The following is an 18,772-nucleotide window of genomic DNA, read 5'->3' on the forward strand; positions in this document are numbered from 1 at the left end:
ACCGGGTGCCCCAGGCAGGAGTCGAACCTGCGACCTTTCGCTTAGGAGGCGGCTGCTCTATCCGCTGAGCTACTGGGGCCGGCGACCATCCTGGCAGGCGGGGGGTCGGTCCGCGATGTGAGGGTCGGCCGGTCGATTCCTTAACCTCGTGGGCGAGGGGAAAGCAGCGGACCGAGGGGCACCGAGGTCCCGGTCGTGGTCGAGGGGAAGGGGGCGTCTTGGCTCGTCGTGTCGTGGTCCTCCTGGTGATCGTCCTCGGCGTCAGCGTGCTGGTGACGGCGGCGCTGGCCTCGCCTGCGCGCCAGGACCGGCCCGCCGAGCGGCTCCCCGGCGCGCCGACCGCCGGCCAGCGCTCGGGCATGACGCCGCAGGGCTACGAGTACGAGCAGCCGCGGCACCGCCCCGACGCGCGCCGCGCCGGCGACGACCGGCCCAACGTCGTGCTGATCACCACCGACGACCAGGCGCTCAGCGACATGCGCTGGATGCCGCGGACGAGGCGGTGGCTCGCGCGCGGTGGCGTGACGTTCCGCAACATGCTCTCCCCGCACCCGCTGTGCTGCCCGGCCCGGGCGGAGATCCTCACCGGCCAGTTCGCCCAGAACAACGGCGTGCACACCAACGCCGGGCCGTACGGCGGCGCCGGGGCGCTGCGGGAGCCCGACAACACGATCGCGGCCTGGCTGCAGGACTCCGGCTACCTGGTCGGGATGAGCGGCAAGTACCTCAACCAGTACGACGCCACCCAGGGCGTCCCGGACGGGTGGGACTTCTGGAACGTCGCCACGACCAACGAGTTCGGCTACGAGCGCTACCCGATGTACGGCAATGGCGAGCCGGTCTTCCACACCCGTGAGTACTCCAGCGACGTCATCCGCGACGACACCGTCGACCTCGTCGAGCAGTGGTCGGAGGCCGACCAGCCGTTCTTCATCTGGTCCTCCTACTACGCCCCCCACGGGCTCTGCCAGGACACCGGCGGGTGCGCGAAGCCCCCGGTCCCGGCCCCGCGGCACCGCGACCTGTACCGCCGCTCCGCGGTGCCCTCGCTGGGCAAGCCGTCCTTCGACGAGGACGACGTGCGCGACAAGAGCCGCGAGATCCGCAAGCGCGAGAAGGTCGGCCGCCGCTCCGCGACGTACCTCCACCGCCAGCGGATCCGGGCGCTCGCAGCGGTCGACCAGGGGGTGGACCAGACCTTCGAGGCGCTGCGCCGCACCGGCGAGCTCGACGACACCGTCGTGCTGTTCACCTCCGACAACGGCTACCTGCTGGGGGAGCACCGCTACCGCGGCAAGATCCTCCCCTACGAGGAGTCGATCCGGGTGCCGCTCCTCGCCCGCGGCCCGGGCATCCCGGCCGGCGGCGTGCGCGACCAGGTCGTGACCACCGTCGACCTGGCGCCGACCATCCTCGACGTGACCGGGGTCGAGCCCGGACGGGTGGTCGACGGTCGCTCGGTGCTGCCGTTCGCCCGGGACCGCGACCGCCCGCGCCCCGACTCCGACATCCTCATCCAGGCCGGCGGCCGGCCCGACGACTCGCCGACCCCCTGGTGGTACCGCGGCGTGCGCAACGAGCGGTGGACGTTCGTGCGGTGGGACGACACCGGCTTCCTCGAGCTCTACGACAACCGGCGCGACCCCTACCAGCTGCAGAACCTCGCCCGCGACCGGCGCCACCGCGGTGTCCTGCGGGAGATGCGGCAGCGGCTGGCGGCGCTCGAGGACTGCTCCGGCGAGGAGTGCCGGGTCGACCTCGGGCCGCCGCCGCGCCCGCCCGGCGACCGGCGCGGTGACCGCCGCGGGGATCCCCGCGGCTGAGAACCGGCTGAGGGTTTTTGGGGTTACCCGCCGGTGCTGGTCACAATGGGACGTTCCCGCACACGCGAAGGTGACCCATGCCCGACGAGCAGTCCGAGCAGCCTGCCCCGCCGGGTTCCGGCACGCCGCGCGGCGAGGCCCGACGCAAGCCCGACAGCCGCGGCCGGGCGGGCCGCCGCCGCGCCCGGCGGCGCCGCCGGCACACCGTGGCCCGGGTGCTGGGCATCACCACGGTGGTCCTGGCGATGGTCACCGGGCTCTCCGTCGTCTTCCTCTACCGGTCGCTGAACGGCGACCTCACCGTCGAGGACCTCGACCCGCAGCTCGGCGAGGACCGGCCCGCCGCGCGGACCATCGACGATCCCGGCGAGCCGCTCAACATCCTGGTCATGGGTGACGACACCCGCGAGGGCGCCGGCAACGCGATCGACCAGGAGGCCGGCGGCGGCTCGGACACCACCATCCTCTTCCACCTGTCCGCGGACCGCGAGAACGCCTACGGCGTCAGCATCCCGCGCGACTCGCTGGTCGACCGCCCCGAGTGCTACACCGAGGACGGCGACACCATCCCCGCCGAGGAGGGTGTCATGTGGAACGCGGCGTACTCCGTCGGCGGTCCCGCGTGCACGATGCGGCAGTTCGAGCAGCTCACCGGGGTCCGCCTCGACAACTACGTCGTCGTCGACTTCCAGGGCTTCCAGGACATGGTCGACGCCATCGACGGCGTCGAGGTCTGCATCCCCGAGGACATCTCCGACCCCGCGCACGGCATCAACATCCCCGCCGGGACCCGGGAGATCGAGGGCAAGGAGGCGCTGAACTACGTCCGCGCCCGCTACACCCTCGGCGACGGCTCCGACATCGGCCGGATCAAGCGCCAGCAGGCCTTCATCGCGGCGATGGCCAAGAAGGTCGTCTCCGGCAACGTGCTCGCCCGGCCCGACCGCGTCGTCGGGTTCCTGCAGGCGGCGATCGGCTCGCTCACGACCGACTTCGAGAACCTGTACCAGATGGGCAAGGTCGGCTACAGCTTCCAGCACATCGGGCTGGACAACATCAAGTTCATCACCGTGCCGTTCCAGTACAGCGAGGTCGACCCCGGCCGCGTCGAGTGGCTCCCGGAGGCGCAGCGCGTCTGGGACCGGGTCGCCAACGACGAGCCGCTGAGCCGCCGGCTGCAGGACGGCGTGATCACCGCCGGCAACGTCCCCGGCACCGGCTCCGGCGACGGCCCGTCCGCCGGCCCCTCGGGCGGCCCGTCGGGCAGCCCCTCGGCCGGCCCGGAGGACGAGGAGCGGACCGAGCAGCTCGAGGCGGCGGGGCTGTGCACGTGACCGGTCGCCCCGGTGGTGGACACGACGGGCCCGACGCGGGCCGGCCGCCCACCGCGTGGGAGCGGGCGCGGCGCCGCGCCGAGGTCTTCGGGGAGGCCCTTCCGGAGACGACCCGTGACGAGCGGGACGACGACCGCCGGGGGGAGCGCCGGGACGGCGACACCTGGCTGCAGGAGCAGGTGCCGCCGCACCACGGCGGCTGAGGGCGGGCGCCGCGGGCTCAGGCCTGCGGTCGCTGGCCGCCGCCCTGCGCGGCGAGCAGGTCGCGGATCTCCTGCAGCAGCTGGATGTCCTCCGGCGTGCCCGCCGGGGCGCTCGGGAAGTAGCGCTCCTTGGCCTTGACGTAGGGCGTCACCACGAAGAAGTAGACGACCGCGGCCAGGATGAGGAACGCGACGGCAGCGGTGATGAACGGGCCGACGAGGACGTCGCCGGGCGCGAAGTCGTCGAAGTTCGGCTGCTTGCCGCCGGTGATCTTGGCGATCGCCGACATCAGCATGCCGGTGAAGGCGGTCACGACGGCGGTGAACGCCGTGCCGATGATGACCGCGACCGCGAGGTCGACGAGGTTGCCGCGGAGCAGGAAGTTCTTGAAGCCGCCGAGCATGGTGCCTCCAGGGGGCGGGAGCGAGGGACCTCGGAACGCTAGCGGCTCCAGGCGTAGGTCAGGAAGGACCGGGTGGCGGCGTCGGCGACGGCCGTGACCTCGGCGGTCGCGGCGCCGACGACGACCAGGCGGCCGGTCAGCCCGTTCCCGCCGACCGCGGGCTCCACGTCCACGGGCAGCGCCAGGACGGGCACGCCGGTCGCGACCACCGCGGCCCCTCCCGACCGGGGGTCGGCGGCCAGGAGGTCGATCTCGTCACCCACCTCGAGCAGGTCGGCCATGCCGGCGTCCGGCAGCCGGACGGGCACGGCGGTCAGGTCCGGTCGGCCGTCGGTCAGGCCCGGGCCGACCAGCCGCACGTCGGTCACCGGCTCGCCGCGGCGCACCGGTGCCGCCAGCACCCGCCCGACGGGGTCGGGCAGGCCGGTCGGCGCGCTGCCGGGCGCCCAGGCGGCGCGGACCACGTCCTGGCTCGTCACCACCGTGCCGACCGGGAGGTCGCGGGCGGCCACGGTGACCGCCACCGTGGCGGGCGGCGGCTCGGCCGTCGCCTGCAGGCCCGCGGCGACCGCGACGGCGGTGAGGACCGCGGCGAGCAACCGGCGCCGCGCGAGCACGCCCCGGCGTACGGCGCGGGCGGGTCGGGTCAGGCGGTCGGGCAGGCGCATCCCCCGACCGTAGGAGAGTGCGCGCCGGCGTGCGGCGCGCTCTCCACAGGCTCAGCGGGTGGGCGTCAGGACGCGGCGGCGGTGCTGCTGGACGAGGAGCCCGAGGTGCTCGAGGAGCTCGAGCCGGCCGTGGAGCTGGTCGAGGAGGAGCTGTCGGAGCCGCCCGAGCCGGACGAGGAGGACGAGCCGGCCGACGCCGGGGTGTCGCTGGAGGAGCTGCTCGAGCGGCTGTCGGTGCGGTAGAAGCCCGAGCCCTTGAAGACGACGCCGACGGCGTTGAACAGCTTGCGCAGGCGGCCCGAGCACTCCGGGCACTCGGTCAGCGCGTCGTCGGAGAAGCTCTGGAACTGCTCGAAGGCGTGGCCGCACTCGGTGCAGGCGTACTGGTAGGTCGGCAACGTCAACTCCGGGGGTCTGAGCACGGTTCTTTGGCACTCTCGTGGTGCGACTGCCAATTCTAGGACACGGCAGAATGACACACCATGTCCGACCAGCAGGCCGACCGTCCGACCTCCCCGCCGGAGGCCGGGGCGAGCACGCGGCGCCGCCGCCGACCGCTCGCCGCGCTGCGCGCCTGGCCGCGGTGGGCCCGCCTGTCGACGTACGTCGCCGGCGGGCTGGTCCTGGTGCTGCTCGCCGCCACCGTGACGGTCGGGGTGCTGGTGCGCCGGCCGCTCCCGCAGACGTCGGGCTCGGCCGAGCTGACCGGCCTCGAGGGCGACGTGGAGGTGGTGCGCGACGAGCACGGCGTGCCGCAGCTCTACGGCGACAGCCTCGAGGACCTCGTGCGTGCGCAGGGCTACGTCCACGCCCAGGAGCGGTTCTTCGAGATGGACGTGCGCCGTCACGCGACGGCCGGGCGGCTGGCCGAGATGTTCGGCGAGGACGCGCTCGAGAGCGACGAGGCGGTGCGCACCATGGGCTGGCGGCGTGTGGCCGAGCGCGAGCTGGCGGTCATCGCCCCACGGACCCGCCAGCTGCTCGAGGCGTACGCCGCCGGCGTGAACGGCTACCTCCACGAGCGCTCGGCGTCGGAGCTGGCCGTGGAGTACACCGTCCTGAACGCCTCCGGCCTCGGCTACCGGCCCGAGGACTGGACCCCCGTCGACTCGCTGGCCTGGCTCAAGGCGATGGCGTGGGACCTGCGCGGCAACATGGGCGACGAGGTCGACCGGGCGCTGACGGCGGCCGCGGTGGGCGAGGAGCGCGCCGAGGAGCTGTGGCCGGCGTACCCCTTCGACCGGCACGAGCCGATCGTCGGCCGCGGCGCCGTCGTCGACGGCGTCTTCCAGGCCGACGCCACGACCGGCGGCACCCGGCTGCCCCAGCGGCCGGCCTGGCGGGCCGACGCGCGCGCGGGCCAGCGGGCGGCGCTGCGCCGGGTGCGCGACGCGCTGGACGCGGTGCCGTCCTGGCTGGGCCGGGGCGACGGCATCGGCTCCAACAGCTGGGTGGTCGACGGCGAGCACTCCGCGACCGGTGAGCCGCTGCTGGCCAACGACCCGCACCTCGGGGCGTCGGTGCCGGGGGTCTGGATGCAGATGGGCCTGCACTGCCGCACGGTCTCGGAGGCCTGCCCGCTGGAGGTCGCCGGCTTCACCTTCTCCGGCGTCCCGGGGGTGGTGATCGGCCACAACGCCGACATCGCCTGGGGCTTCACCAACCTCGGCCCGGACGTCACCGACCTTTACCTCGAGCGGGTCGTCGGCGACGGCTACCGCTACGACGGGGAGGTGCGGCCGCTGCGCACGCGGACCGAGACCATCGAGGTCCGCGACGCCGACCCGGTCACCCTCACCGTCCGCTCCACCCGGCACGGCCCGCTGCTCTCCGACGTCGACGACGACCTCGCCGCGATCGGGGAGGACGCCGCGACCGGGGCGGCGGCCGGGCAGGAGTACGGCGTCGCGCTGGCCTGGACGGCGCTCGAGCCCACGACGACGGCCGACGCGATCATCGCGATGAACACCGCGACGGACTGGGAGTCCTTCCGCGAGGCCGCCTCCTCCTTCGCCGTCCCGGCCCAGAACCTGGTGTACGCCGACCGTGCGGGGCACATCGGCTACCAGGCGCCGGGCGTGGTGCCGGTGCGCAAGTCCGGCAACGACGGCCGGTGGCCGGCCGAGGGCTGGCGGCCCGAGGACGACTGGACGGAGGAGAGCGTGCCGTTCGACGGCCTGCCGAACGTGCTCGACCCCGAGGAGGGCTTCGTCGTCACGGCCAACCAGGCGGTCATCGGCCCGGACTACCCCTACGCGCTGACCGAGGACTGGGACCGCGGCTACCGCGCCCAGCGCATCCGTGACCTGCTCGAGGAGGAGGGGGAGCTGACCGTCGAGGAGATGCTCGACCTGCAGCTCGACGACCTCAACCCGATGGCGGGGACGCTCGTGCCCTACCTGCTCGACATCGACCTGCGCCCCGGCTACGCCTCCGACGGCCAGGAGCTGCTGGCCGATTGGGACGGCTCCCAGCCCGCCGACAGTGCGCCCGCGGCGTACTACAACGTGGTCTGGCGCAACCTGCTCGAGCGCACCTTCCACGACGAGCTGCCCGAGGAGCTGTGGCCCGACGGCGGCCAGCGCTGGTTCGCGGTCGTCGCGCGCCTGCTGGCCGCGCCGGCCGACCCCTGGTGGGACGACGTGACGACCGAGGACGTCGTCGAGCGGCGCGACGACGTCCTGCGGCAGGCGCTGCTCGACGCCCGCGACGAGATCACCCGGCTGCAGTCGCTGCACCCCGAGGACTGGTCGTGGGGCGGGCTGCACACCCTGGAGCTGCGCTCGGCGACGCTGGGGGAGTCGGGGATCGCGCCGGTCGAGGCGCTGGTCAACCGCGGCGACTGGGAGGTCGGGGGCGGCTCCTCGGTCGTGGACGCGACCTCCTGGGACGCCGCGGAGGGGTACGGCGTCACCGCGGTGCCCTCGATGCGGATGGTCGTGTCGCTCGCCGACCTCGACGACTCTCGCTGGATCAACCTGACCGGGGTCTCCGGCCACCCCGCGAGCGGGCACTACACCGACCAGACCGACTTGTGGGCGACGGGGGAGACGATCGCCTGGCCGTTCTCGACCGAGGCCGTCGACGAGGCCGGCGAGGACGTGCTCAGGCTGGTGCCGGGCCGAACCGAGTGATCCCGCCGGCCGTGGCCGCGGCGAGCACCGGCCGGTCGTGCGGCTCGACGGGGACGTCGAGCCCGACCTCCCCGTCGTGCAGCAGCACGCAGGTCCAGGTGCCGACCGGCACGCGGGCCAGCGCCCGGTCGTAGGAGCCGCCCCCGCGGCCCAGGCGCATCCCGGTCGACGAGACCGCCAGGCCCGGCACGAGCACCACGTCGGCGGTCGCGACCGCCTCGACGCCGAGCGAGTCGACCGGCTCCAGCAGGCCCATCCTGGCCGGGGCGAGGGCGGTGTCGCCGCGCCAGGTGCCCCAGTCCAGGTCCCCGTCGGGGAGCAGGCGAGGAAGCAGGACCCGCTTGCCGGCCGCCGTCAGGCCGTCCAGCAGCGCGGCCGTGCCGGGCTCCACGCCGATCGAGACGTACGCCGCCACGGTGGCCGCGCGGCGTACCTCCGGGGCGGCGAGCAGGTGGCCGGCGGTGGCCCGGGCGGCCTCGCCGAGCTCGAGCAGCGGACGCCGGCGCCGGTCGGCCAGGACCTGGTCGCGCAGGGCCGTCTTGGCGGGCAGTTGCCGGTTGTCCACGCGACGAGCCTACGATCGACGACATGGGTAGTCCTGGCCTGCAGAAGGCCCGCGAGAAGATGCTCGCCGCCGGCGTGGACGAGGTCGCGATCGAGACCTTCGCGCACTACTACCGGCTCCTCGAGCACGGAGAGACCGGGATGATCCCGGAGTCGACGATCGAGCCGGTGGAGATGGAGTCGTTGGCCGACGTCGACCTGCCCGCGGAGGTGGGCGCGGAGGCGCTGCGCACGACCGCGGTCATCAAGCTCAACGGCGGTCTCGGCACGTCGATGGGCATGGACCGTGCCAAGTCGCTGCTGTGCGTGCGCCGCGGGCTGTCGTTCCTCGACATCATCGCCCGCCAGGTGCTGCACCTGCGCACGGTGCACGGCGCGACGCTGCCGCTGATCTTCATGAACAGCTTCCGCACCTCGGGCGACACCATGGCCGCCCTGGCGCGCTACGGGGACCTGCCCGTCGAGGGCCTGCCGCTGGAGTTCCTGCAGAACAAGGAGCCCAAGCTGCTGGTCGACGACCTCACCCCGGCCTCCTGGCCGCGCGACCCAGCGCTCGAGTGGTGCCCGCCGGGCCACGGCGACCTCTACACCGCCCTGCGCGGCACCGGGCTGCTCGACCGGCTCCTCGAGGCCGGCTACGAGCGGGTCTTCGTCTCCAACTCCGACAACCTCGGCGCGGTTCCCGACCCGACCGTCGCGGGCTGGTTCGCCCAGTCCGGCGCGCCGTTCGCGATCGAGGCCGTGCGGCGCACCGCCTCGGACCGCAAGGGCGGCCACTTCGCCCGCCGCCGCTCCGACGGCCGGATCGTGCTGCGGGAGACCGCGCAGACGCTGGAGGAGGACAAGGCCGCGCTCGCCGACCTCGAGCGGCACCGGTTCACCTCCACCAACAACCTGTGGTTCGACCTGCGCGCGATGAAGGAGGCGCTCGACGTCCGCGAGGGCATCCTCGGGCTGCCGATGATCCGCAACGTCAAGAACGTCGACCCGGGCGACAAGACCTCGCCCGAGGTGGTGCAGATCGAGACCGCGATGGGTGCGGCGATCGAGGTCTTCGAGGGCTCGACCCTCATCGAGGTCGGCCGCGACCGGTTCGTCCCGGTGAAGACGACCAACGACCTGCTGGTGCTCCGCTCGGACGTCTACGACATCGGCCAGGACTTCGTGCTCGACCAGGTCTCCGAGGGGATCCCGTTCGTGGACCTCGACCCCGAGCACTACAAGCTCGTCGGCGAGTTCGACAAGCGCTTCCCCGAGGGTGCGCCGTCGATGCGCGAGGCGTCCTCGCTGCGGGTCAGCGGCGACTGGACGTTCCTCAAGGGCGTCCAGGTCGTCGGCGACGTCGCGCTCGACGGCGGCTCCAACCGCCGCGTCGACGCCGGCACCGTGCTGGGGGCCGAGGGCGCCGGGACCTCCGGGGGCGCGGCCACGCATGGCTGACCCCGCACCGCGCTCGGTCGACGAGCACCTCGAGCGGGTGCTCGCCGACATCGAGCCGCTGGCCGCCCACCCCCAGCCGCTCATGGACGCGCTCGGGCTGGCCGCCGCCGAGGACGTCGTCTCGACGCTGCGGCTGCCGGGCTTCGACAACTCCGGCATGGACGGGTACGCCGTGCGGCACGCCGACGTGGTCACCGCCGGCGCCGAGCACCCGGTGCACCTGCCGGTGGTCGGCGAGATCGGCGCCGGGCAGTCGACCGGCCTGCTCGTCCTGCCCCCGGGCACGGCGGCCAAGATCATGACCGGCGCGCCGGTGCCCTCCGGGGCCGACTGCGTGGTGCCGTACGAGTGGACCGACCGTGGCGTCGCGCAGGTGCGCGTCGACCGCGCTCCCGCGCTGGGGCAGCACGTGCGCCGGGCGGGGGAGGACGTCGCCGAGGGCGACCTGCTCGTCGAGGCCGGCACCGTGCTGGGCCCGCGCCACCTCGGGCTGCTCGCCGCCGTCGGCCGCCCGACCGTCGTGTCCCGGCCGCGGCCGCGCGTGGTCGTGCTCTCGACCGGCTCGGAGCTGCGCGAGCCCGGCCAGCCGCTGGGCACCGACTCGATCTACGACGGCAACTCCTTCCTGCTCGCCGCCTCCGCCCGCCGGGCCGGCGCGATCGCCTACCGGGTCGGGATCGTCCCCGACGAGCCGCGTGCCTTCCTCGACGCGCTGGAGGACCAGCTGGTCCGCGCGGACGTCGTGGTCACCTCCGGCGGGGTCTCCCAGGGCGACTTCGACATCGTCAAGGAGGCGCTGCGGCCCCGCGGCGTGTGGTTCGGACCCGTCGCGATGCAGCCCGGGAAGCCGCAGGGCTTCGGCCACGTCGGCGAGGACCGGGTCCCGATCTTCACGCTGCCGGGCAACCCGGTCTCGTCCTACATCTCCTTCGAGACCTTCGTGCTGCCCGCCCTGCGCAAGATGATGGGCCTGGCTCCGTGCTCGCGGCCGCAGGTGACCGCACGCCTCACCCACGCCGTCACCTCGCCGGCGGGGAAGCGGCAGTTCCTGCGCGGCGCGCTCGACCACTCCGGCGCCGGCCTGCAGGTCGCTCCGGTCGGCGGCCCGGGCTCGCACCTGATCGGCGACCTGGCCGCCTCGGACTGCCTGGTCGTCGTGCCCGAGGACGTCACCTCGCTGGCGCCGGGCGACACCGTCTCCGTCGTCCGCCTCGACCAGGAGTTCTGATGGCCGCCCCCGAGCAGCAGCACCGGCTCACCCACGTCGACGACGCCGGCGCCGCCCGGATGGTCGACGTGTCCGCCAAGGACGTCACCGCCCGCACCGCCGCCGCCACCGGACGGGTGCTGGTCTCCGCCGACGTCGTCGGGCTGCTCCGCGGGGCGGGCGTGCCCAAGGGCGACACCCTCGCGGTGGCCCGGCTCGCGGGCATCATGGGCGCCAAGCAGACCTCCGCGCTGATCCCGCTCTGCCACCCGCTGGCGCTGTCGGCGGTCACGGTCGACCTGACCGTCACCGACGACTCCGTCGACATCGCCGCGACGGTGCGCACCACCGACCGCACCGGCGTGGAGATGGAGGCGCTCACCGCGGTGTCGGTCGCCGCGCTGACGGTCGTGGACATGGTCAAGGCCGTGGACAAGGCGGCCGTCATCACCGACGTCCGCGTCGAGACCAAGACCGGCGGCAAGTCGGGCGACTGGGCCCGGCCGTGAGCCCCGACGCGGGGCCCGCGCAGGCCGCCGGCCTGCCGGCCGCCGTGGTGGTGGCCTCGAACCGCGCGGCCGCCGGGGTGTACGACGACACCACCGGGCCCCTGATCGTCGCGGCGCTCCGTGACCTCGGCTTCGAGGTCGGCGAGCCGGTCGTCGTGCCCGACGGCGGACCCGTCGGCGAGGCGGTCCGCGCAGCCGTGGCCGCCGGGGCCCGGGTCGTGCTCACCACCGGTGGCACCGGCCTGACGCCCACCGACCGGACCCCCGACGTCACCCGCCCGCTGCTGGACCGCGAGGTCCCCGGCATCGCCGAGGCGATCCGCGCCCGGGGCGTCGCCAACGGCGTCCCGACCGCCTCGCTCTCCCGGGGGCTGGCCGGGGTGGTGGGTACCTGCCTGGTCGTGAACCTCCCCGGTTCGCGCGGCGGCGTCAAGGACGGCCTGGCCGTGCTCGAGCCGCTGCTCGTGCACGCGGTCGAGCAGGTCGTCGGCAGCGACCACGAGCGGAGCGCGGGGAGCCAGGGGTGACCCGGGCCTGGCCGGCGCGGCTCACCTCGCAGGGCGTCACGCTGCGACCGCTGTCCTACGCCGACGCCGGGCCCTGGCGCGCGGCCCGCCTGCGCAGCGCCGCCTGGCTGCAGCCGTGGGACGCGACCGTCCCCCCGGGCAGCGACCCCCGCCCCACGTCGTACCGCGCGCTCGTCCGGCGCCTGCACCGCCAGGCCCGGGAGGGCACGACGTACCCCTTCGCCGTCGAGGTCGACGACACCTTCGCCGGGCAGGTGACGGTCAACAACGTGGTCCGCGGCTCGGCGCTGTTCGCCTCGATCGGCTACTGGATCGACCGCGACTTCGCCGGCCGGGGGATCATGCCGCGGGCCGTCGCGCTCGCGATCGACCACTGCTTCGGGCCGGTCGGCCTGCACCGGATCGAAGTCGCGATCCGGCCCGAGAACTCCAACTCGCTGCGCGTCGTGGAGAAGCTCGGCATCCGCGAGATCGGCTACGCCCCTCGCTACCTCCACATCGACGGCGCCTGGCGCGACCACCGCCTCTACGCGATCACCAGCGAGGAGTGCCCCGGCGGGCTGCTCGCCCGGCTGGACGCCGCGCCGCAGCTGTAACGCGACGTCCGCTGCTGTGTCGGCACGCTGCAGCGTTCCGACACCGGGGCGAACAGCGCGTTGCATGCGGCGTCGAAACCCAGCGGTCACTCCAGTCACAGGAGCAATTTGCGACACACCTCTTGACATCCGCCCCAGTCGTCGCCCGCGTCCCTAGTCTCGGACCCGTGGACCTGAGCGCACTCATCTTCGTCGCCCTGGCGGTGGCCTGGGCCGTCTACCTGATCCCGAAGGCGCTCAAGCACCACGACGACGTGCAGCGCAGCCGGTCGGTCGACCGCTTCTCCGACACCATGCGGGTGCTCGCGCGCCGGGACCCGGTCGACAGTCGCGGCGCCCGCCTCGTCGTCACCCCGGGCCGCCCGGCGAGCAACGCCGTGGTGGTCACCAAGCCGTCGGTCACCGTCCCCGCCGGCGCGCCGAGCGTACGCCGCGCGGCGGCCGCCCAGGCCGCCCGTCGGCGCCGCCGCGTGCTCGGCGGCGTGCTGGTGCTCAACGCCGTGGTGGTCGCCCTCGCCGCGACCTCGGTGGTCTCGCCCTGGTGGGTCCTCGCGCCCGTCGCCGTGCTCGTCGCGTGGCTCGTCGCCTGCCGGCTGATGGTCCGCCAGGAGCGCGGCCTCGGCCAGCTGCGACGTCCCGGAGCGCGTCCCGCGACGGCCGAGGAGGAGCAGGTCGACGAGGAGCCCGCCGAGGAGGCGCCCGCCGGGGACCCCGTCGCCGAGCCCGTTGTGCAGGCCCCCGCGGCCGACGACACCCAGGGCTTCGACGCGGTCCGCGTCGAGGACCAGCCGCGGGTCGAGCGGGCCGAGGTCGACCCCACCCTGTGGGAGCCGGTCCCCGTGACGCTGCCGACGTACGTCACCAAGCCGGCCGCCCCGCGCCGTACCGTCCGCACCATCGACCTCGACGCCACCGGCGTCTGGACCTCCGGTCGCACCGACGCCGACGCGGCGATCGCCCGCGAGGCCGACCAGGCGGCGCGCGCCGCGAAGGCCGCCGGAGCGGCCTCCGCCGAGGACGACCACCGCGCTGTCGGGTCCTGATTCGGCGCCCGCCGGAGCGGGTGCTAACGTCTTCCCTCGCGTCCCGGGTCCAGCCCAGGGATCGCACTGGGGCTGTGGCGCAGTTGGTAGCGCGTCTCGTTCGCAATGAGAAGGTCAGGGGTTCGAATCCCCTCAGCTCCACCAGACAGAGAACCGCCCCCCACCTGCGAAGCAGGCGGGGGGCGGTTCTGCATCTCGGCCGCGGGACCTGTCTGGCACCCGAGGTGGCACCGGGTCGACGGCGTTCCGCGGCCCGCTCGCCCCGGAGATCCTGCTGGAGTGGCGCCAGGTCGAGAGGCACCGCGAGCCGGGGGGGGCCTGACGACGTTCGCGGTCGGGAGCGGCGAGCTGCCCTGGCCGATGGTGACGAGGTGCGTGCGGAAGCAGTGCCTGCTCCCGCTGGGGCCGCGCTTCCCGCCCGGGGCGTCCGCGCGGTAGTCCTACCCAGATGCGGGATGCGCCCCGGCGCGCCTCGTTCCTAGTCTGCAGGCAGGTGGTGTTCGAGGGCGTGCCTCGTGCGACGGCTCGGGGTTGGCTCGAGGCTCCGCCGATCACGGAGGCGCGTGCAGCTCGGCTCCCCGGAAGTAGCCCTTGCTCACCGGGGCGTCGAGCTCGCAGCGCGAGCAGCGCGGGGCCAATGGCGTCGCGCGTCCGGTGTGGCGCCCGGCCGGGGCCGCTAGCGTGCGGCCGTGACCTCGACCCCGCCGCCGCCCGGCTGGTACCCGGACGCCAGCGAGCCGGCGCTGCTGCGCTGGTGGGACGGCCGGGCCTGGACGCCGCACACGGCCCCCGTCCGGCCGCAGCCGGCGCACCCGGCCCAGCCGGCCGCCCACCACCCCGCCTACCCGTCGTACCCGCCCCACCTCCCGCCCCACCTCCCGACCCACGCGGTCCCGGGGACCAGTCGGACCGCCAAGGTCCTCATCGGCCTCGGCGCCGCGGTCTTCGCCCTGGCCTCGGTGGGGGTCGCGATCGCCCTCGTGGTCTGGGGCGACGACCTGGCCGCCTCCGGCGACCCCGCCTTCGCCGACCTGGGTATCGAGGAGGCGTGCGGGACCACGGTCGAGGAGGCGGTGCGGATCAGCGAGGAGCAGGCCCCGCCGGTGCGCCTGCTCGACGTGCGCGACGTCGAGGTCGTCGTGGACGCGCGCGGGAGCGTCGAGGTGCCGACCGGCCCGGAGGAGGCGACGGTGCTCACCTGCCGGGGGACCGGCACCTGGTCCGACGGCGACCGCAGCACCCCGGTGATCGTGGGCGTGACGGTGGACTCCGAGGGCGACTACTTCGTCCACTACGAGGCCACCACCGGGGCCACCGGCTGACCCGCTGGGCCCCACCCGGCCCGCCCTGTCGGCCGATCTGCACAGGATCTGCACACGTCGTCCCCTGCTCCCGGCGCCCCGCGCTCCTACGCTCGCGGTCATGAGCAGCGCACGCCGTCGCGTCCTCGTCGTCGAGGACGACCCGGTGATCAACCAGGCCCTCGCCGACCGCCTGACCGCGGAGGGGTACGACGTGGTCCGGGCCGTCGACGGGCCCGGCGGCGTGGCGGCGTACGCCGAGCACGCGCCCGACCTGGTCGTGCTCGACCTGATGCTGCCCGGGTTCGACGGCCACGAGGTGTGCCGGCGGATCCAGGCCGACCGGCCGGTGCCGGTGCTGATGCTCACCGCGCGTGCGGAGGAGGCCGACGTCCTCGTGGGGCTGGCGGTCGGGGCCGACGACTACCTGACCAAGCCGTTCCGGATGCGCGAGCTGGTCGCCCGGGTGGCCGCCCTGCTGCGCCGCGTCGAGCGGGCCGGTGAGCTGGCGGGCCGTCGGGCCCTCGAGGTGGGGGACCTACGGGTCGACGCACCGGCCCGGCGGGTGTGGCGCGGGCAGGAGGAGGTGCGGCTGACGCCGACCGAGTTCGACCTGCTCCTGTGCCTGGCGGCGACGCCCGGCGCGGTCGTCACCCGCGAGCGCCTCCTGGCGGAGGTGTGGGGCTGGGGCGGTGCGTCCGGGACGCGGACGGTCGACAGCCACGTCAAGGGGCTGCGGGCGAAGATCGGGGCGGACCGGGTCCGGACCGTGCACGGCGTCGGGTACGCCCTCGAGACCGCCCCGGATGGTGCGTCGTGACGCCGCAGCCGCTCGCGCCGGTCGGCTCGATCAAGGTCAAGCTCGGCCTGCTGGTCGCGGCCAGCGTGCTGGTCGCGGCGACGGTCGCCACGCTGGGCCGGGCCGCGGGCGTGCCGGCCTGGCTGGGCATCCCGGTCACCGTCGCCCTCGCGCTCGCGGTGACCCAGCTGCTCGCGGTCGGCATGACCTCACCGCTGCGGCAGATGACGGCGGCCGCGCGGCGGATGGCGACCGGCGACCACGCCGTGCGGGTGGCGGAGACCTCGCGCGACGAGGTGGGCGAGTTGGCGCGGGCGTTCAACACGATGGCCCGCGAGCTCGCCAGCGTCGACCGGCAGCGCCGGGAGCTCGTGGCGAACGTCAGCCACGAGCTGCGGACGCCGCTGACCGGCCTGCGGGCGGTGCTGGAGAACCTCGTCGACGGCGTCGGTCCCGCCGATCCCGCGGCGCTCCAGGCGGCGCTGGACCAGGCCGAGCGCACCAGCGGCCTGGTCGAGGACCTCCTCGACCTCGCCCGGGTGGACGCCGGCCGCGCCCCGCTCACCCCCCAGCCGGTCCGGCTCGCAGGGCTGTTGGCCGACGCCGTCGCGGAGGCGAAGGTGCTCGGCCGCCCGGTGTCGTACGACGTGCGCGTCGAGCCGGCGGACCTGGTCGTCGCCGCCGACCCGGCGCGGTTGCGCCAGCTCGTGGCGAACCTGCTCGACAACGCCTCGCGGCACAGCCCCGCGGGGGCGAAGGTGCGGGTGAGCGGCGTTCAGGCGGGGGAGCGCTACCTGCTGGAGGTCGCCGACGAGGGACCGGGCGTGCCGACGACGGACCGCGAGCGGGTCTTCGAGCGGTTCGGCGCCCTCGGTGGTGCCGGCGACGGCACCGGCGGCACGGGCCTCGGGCTCGCGATCGCCCGGTGGGTGAGCGACCTGCACGGCGGGACGATCGGGTTCGTCGACCCCGAGGCGGACAGGAGCGGCGCCCGGGTGCGGGTCGACCTGCCGCTGGCGCCGCGGGAGCGGGTGACCGTCACGGCTCCCTCCTCCCCGGTGCCGGGTGGGGAGGCCCCCGAGGAGCCGGCCGAGGGGCCGGACCCGGCTGACCGACCGGTGGCCCCGCCCGGCCTGCTCGACGAGCTCTTCGCGGGGTTCTGGCCGGCCCGCGCCGTGCCGCCGCGGGTCGGGCTGCTCGCCGGCGCGGTCGCCACCGGTGTGCTGGCGGCGGCGCTGCTGCCCGACCGCGGCTTGGGCCTCGGGACGTTCCTCGTGCTGCTCGCCGCCGGCGGGGTGCTGGTGGCCGCGAGCCCGCACCGCCGCGAGCCCTGGACGGCGGCCTGCGCCGCGCTGTCCCTCCTGCTGGCCGCGACCGCGCTGCTGCGCGACGCGGAGTGGCTCGTCGTGCTCTGCCTGCTCGCCGGGGTGGCCACGGCGCTGTGCGGGGCCACGCGGGCCCGCACCGCGGCCGGGATCGTGCTCTCGGGCCTGGCCTGGCCGCTGGCCGGCCTGCGCGGGCTGCCCTGGCTGGGCCGCACGGTCGGGACCCTCACCGGGCTCGGCCGGGGCGCCGCCGTGCTGCGCACCGTCGTGTGGTCGGTGCTCGGCCTGGTGGTGTTCGGCGCGCTGCTCGTCTCCGCCGACGCCCTGCTCGCGCGGTGGGCCGACGCGGTGGTGCCCGACCTGACCTCCGACCTGCTGGTGGCGCGGGTCTTCCTCACGGTGGCGGTCGGCGGCGTCGTGCTGGCCGCGGCGTACCTCGCCCTCGACCCCCCGCGTGTCGACCGCACCGAGCGCGGCCCGCGCCCGGTCGCGCGCCGGTTCGAGTGGCTGGCTCCGGTCCTGGTCGTCATCGGCGTCTTCGCGGTGTTCCTCGCCGCGCAGGCGACCGTCGTCCTCGCCGGGCACGACCACCTGCGGCGGACGACGGGGCTGACCTACGCGGAGTACGTCCACCAGGGGTTCGGCCAGCTGACCGTCGCCACCGCGCTCACCCTCCTGGTGGTGTGGGCCGCCGCCCGGAAGGCGCCCCGGGCGACCCCCGCCGACCGGGCGTGGCTGCGCGGGGCCCTCGGCCTGCTCTGCCTGGAGACCCTGGTCGTGGTCGCCTCCGCGCTGTACCGGATGCACCTCTACCAGGAGGCCTACGGCTTCACCCGCCTGCGCCTGCTCGTCGACGTCGTCGAGGGCTGGCTGGGGCTGCTCGTGCTCGCGGTGCTCCTCGCCTGCCTGGTCGGCCGGCGGACGACCTGGTTCCCGCGGTTCGCGCTCGTCAGCGGCGTCGTCGCGCTGCTCGGCCTGGCCGCGGTCAACCCCGACGCCTGGGTGGCCGAGCACAACCTCGAGCGGTACGCCGACACCGGCCGCCTCGACCCGGCCTACCTGCAGGGGCTCTCCGACGACGCGGTGCCCGCGCTGGTCGACCGCTCCGCGGACCTGCCCGACGACCTGCGCGCGTGCGTGCTGGCCGGCCGCGAGCGGACCGGGCAGGACGGCGACGTGTGGGAATGGAACCTCGGGCGGTCGCGCGCGGACGACGCGCTGGCCGGCGCGACCCTCACCGAGCCGGCCGCGGGGTGCGCGTCCCGGACGACGGTGGACTAGCGGGCCGGCCCAGGACCGGCTCAGGACCGGCTCAGGACCGGCTCAGGACCGGCTCAGGACCGGCTCTTGCGGGTCTCCTTGCGGTTCGCCTTCTTGATCGCCTCGACCAGCTCGTCCTTCTTCATCGTCGAGCGGCCGGAGATGTCGAGCTTCTTCGCGAGGTCCATCAGGTGCTTCTTGCTGGCGTTGGCGTCGACGCCCTCGGCGGTCCTCCCGCCCTCGCGCGCGGAGCCGCCGGACTTGCTCGCCTGCTTGTCGGACGGGCCCTTCCCGTCCTTGGCCTCCCAGTGGTCGCCGACCTTCTCGAAGGAGTGCTTGAGCGCGGCGAACGCGGTGCGGTGCGCGCGCTCGCCCTCGCCGTACTCGTCGACAGCGCTGTCGTGAGCCTTGGACCAAGTGCGCTGGGCCTTCTTCGGCGAGCGCTGGATGGTCGAGGGCAGCTCTTCCTTGGCGGGCATCGTGGCCTCCTGGACGCATCGGACGGTGGTGTGCGGGCCTGGTACCCACCGGTAGGCACGCCGATCCCGCACGCGGGGTGACCGCGCGCTACAGTGGACGGGCCGGTCCGCGACGTACCTCCGCCGTCGTCGCAGGACCGGAGCCGCGGCCACCGA

Annotated in this window: 18 protein-coding genes and 2 tRNA genes; 14 read left to right on the top strand and 6 right to left on the bottom strand. The window is 74.8% G+C overall.

Annotated elements, in window-relative coordinates; all coding sequences use genetic code 11:
• Window positions 1-6: 6 nt before the first annotated feature.
• Window positions 7-79 (bottom strand) — tRNA-Arg (locus AB0N29_RS11265).
• A gap of 139 nt (window positions 80-218) precedes the next feature.
• Here AB0N29_RS11265 and AB0N29_RS11270 point away from each other — a divergent pair.
• The 3 genes from AB0N29_RS11270 (at window position 219) to AB0N29_RS11280 (ending at window position 3,360) form a co-directional block, all read left to right on the top strand.
• A complete protein-coding gene (locus AB0N29_RS11270; RefSeq protein ID WP_364866676.1) occupies window positions 219-1,823 on the top strand; it encodes a sulfatase in 1,605 nt (534 codons plus the stop codon).
• A 77-nt stretch (window positions 1,824-1,900) separates the two neighbouring features.
• The gene (locus AB0N29_RS11275; protein ID WP_364866678.1) at window positions 1,901-3,157 is read left to right on the top strand and encodes an LCP family protein; all 1,257 of its coding nucleotides are present in this window, start codon (window positions 1,901-1,903) and stop codon (window positions 3,155-3,157) included.
• Window positions 3,154-3,360, top strand: coding sequence for a hypothetical protein (locus AB0N29_RS11280; RefSeq protein ID WP_364866680.1), 207 nt, complete (start codon window positions 3,154-3,156; stop codon window positions 3,358-3,360). The genes AB0N29_RS11275 and AB0N29_RS11280 overlap by 4 nt, the downstream gene beginning before the upstream one ends.
• A gap of 17 nt (window positions 3,361-3,377) precedes the next feature.
• Here the strand turns inward: AB0N29_RS11280 and AB0N29_RS11285 are convergent, their stop codons facing one another.
• The 3 genes from AB0N29_RS11285 to AB0N29_RS11295 form a co-directional block, all read right to left on the bottom strand.
• Window positions 3,378-3,764: an MscL family protein gene (locus tag AB0N29_RS11285; RefSeq protein ID WP_364866682.1), complete on the bottom strand. Its 387-nt coding sequence runs from the start codon at window positions 3,762-3,764 to the stop codon at window positions 3,378-3,380.
• Window positions 3,765-3,802: 38 nt separating this feature from the next.
• Entirely contained in the window at window positions 3,803-4,432 is a 630-nt protein-coding gene (locus AB0N29_RS11290) for an SAF domain-containing protein (RefSeq protein WP_364866684.1), read from the bottom strand.
• A 65-nt stretch (window positions 4,433-4,497) separates the two neighbouring features.
• Window positions 4,498-4,830, bottom strand: coding sequence for an FmdB family zinc ribbon protein (locus tag AB0N29_RS11295; RefSeq protein WP_364866867.1), 333 nt, complete (start codon window positions 4,828-4,830; stop codon window positions 4,498-4,500).
• A gap of 84 nt (window positions 4,831-4,914) precedes the next feature.
• On the opposite strand from AB0N29_RS11295, the gene AB0N29_RS11300 reads away from it, so the two are divergent.
• Entirely contained in the window at window positions 4,915-7,566 is a 2,652-nt protein-coding gene (locus AB0N29_RS11300) for a penicillin acylase family protein (RefSeq protein ID WP_364866688.1), read from the top strand.
• On the opposite strand, the gene AB0N29_RS11305 is transcribed toward AB0N29_RS11300, so the two are convergent.
• Window positions 7,538-8,131 carry a 5-formyltetrahydrofolate cyclo-ligase gene (locus AB0N29_RS11305; protein WP_364866690.1) on the bottom strand — a complete coding sequence of 198 codons (594 nt, stop codon included), beginning with the start codon at window positions 8,129-8,131 and terminating at the stop codon, window positions 7,538-7,540. The genes AB0N29_RS11300 and AB0N29_RS11305 overlap by 29 nt on opposite strands.
• A gap of 23 nt (window positions 8,132-8,154) precedes the next feature.
• On the opposite strand from AB0N29_RS11305, the gene AB0N29_RS11310 reads away from it, so the two are divergent.
• From AB0N29_RS11310 to AB0N29_RS11355, 10 genes are all read left to right on the top strand, one after another.
• A complete protein-coding gene (locus AB0N29_RS11310) occupies window positions 8,155-9,570 on the top strand; it encodes a UTP--glucose-1-phosphate uridylyltransferase (protein WP_364866692.1) in 1,416 nt (471 codons plus the stop codon).
• Window positions 9,563-10,798 carry a gephyrin-like molybdotransferase Glp gene (gene glp / locus AB0N29_RS11315; RefSeq protein ID WP_364866694.1) on the top strand — a complete coding sequence of 412 codons (1,236 nt, stop codon included), beginning with the start codon at window positions 9,563-9,565 and terminating at the stop codon, window positions 10,796-10,798. Before AB0N29_RS11310 ends, glp begins: the two co-directional genes overlap by 8 nt.
• The gene (gene moaC / locus AB0N29_RS11320; RefSeq protein WP_364866696.1) at window positions 10,798-11,286 is read left to right on the top strand and encodes a cyclic pyranopterin monophosphate synthase MoaC; all 489 of its coding nucleotides are present in this window, start codon (window positions 10,798-10,800) and stop codon (window positions 11,284-11,286) included. Before glp ends, moaC begins: the two co-directional genes overlap by 1 nt.
• A gap of 32 nt (window positions 11,287-11,318) precedes the next feature.
• Complete coding sequence (locus AB0N29_RS11325; protein ID WP_302271570.1) at window positions 11,319-11,813, top strand: molybdenum cofactor synthesis domain-containing protein; 495 nt, start codon at window positions 11,319-11,321, stop codon at window positions 11,811-11,813.
• Window positions 11,810-12,409 carry a GNAT family protein gene (locus tag AB0N29_RS11330; RefSeq protein ID WP_364866699.1) on the top strand — a complete coding sequence of 200 codons (600 nt, stop codon included), beginning with the start codon at window positions 11,810-11,812 and terminating at the stop codon, window positions 12,407-12,409. Before AB0N29_RS11325 ends, AB0N29_RS11330 begins: the two co-directional genes overlap by 4 nt.
• A 167-nt stretch (window positions 12,410-12,576) precedes the next feature.
• Window positions 12,577-13,452, top strand: coding sequence for a hypothetical protein (locus tag AB0N29_RS11335; protein ID WP_364866701.1), 876 nt, complete (start codon window positions 12,577-12,579; stop codon window positions 13,450-13,452).
• Window positions 13,453-13,520: 68 nt separating this feature from the next.
• A tRNA-Ala gene (locus tag AB0N29_RS11340) sits at window positions 13,521-13,596 on the top strand.
• Window positions 13,597-14,141: 545 nt separating this feature from the next.
• Complete coding sequence (locus tag AB0N29_RS11345) at window positions 14,142-14,774, top strand: DUF2510 domain-containing protein (protein WP_364866703.1); 633 nt, start codon at window positions 14,142-14,144, stop codon at window positions 14,772-14,774.
• Window positions 14,775-14,874: 100 nt separating this feature from the next.
• Window positions 14,875-15,573, top strand: coding sequence for a response regulator transcription factor (locus AB0N29_RS11350; RefSeq protein WP_302269675.1), 699 nt, complete (start codon window positions 14,875-14,877; stop codon window positions 15,571-15,573).
• Window positions 15,570-18,158, top strand: coding sequence for a DUF4153 domain-containing protein (locus tag AB0N29_RS11355; protein ID WP_364866705.1), 2,589 nt, complete (start codon window positions 15,570-15,572; stop codon window positions 18,156-18,158). Before AB0N29_RS11350 ends, AB0N29_RS11355 begins: the two co-directional genes overlap by 4 nt.
• A 53-nt stretch (window positions 18,159-18,211) precedes the next feature.
• Here AB0N29_RS11355 and AB0N29_RS11360 read toward each other — a convergent pair whose 3' ends face one another.
• Complete coding sequence (locus AB0N29_RS11360; RefSeq protein ID WP_364866707.1) at window positions 18,212-18,616, bottom strand: ChaB family protein; 405 nt, start codon at window positions 18,614-18,616, stop codon at window positions 18,212-18,214.
• Window positions 18,617-18,772 lie beyond the last annotated feature (156 nt).

The organism is Nocardioides sp. NPDC092400 (assembly GCF_040684155.1).
Classification (GTDB): domain Bacteria; phylum Actinomycetota; class Actinomycetes; order Propionibacteriales; family Nocardioidaceae; genus Nocardioides.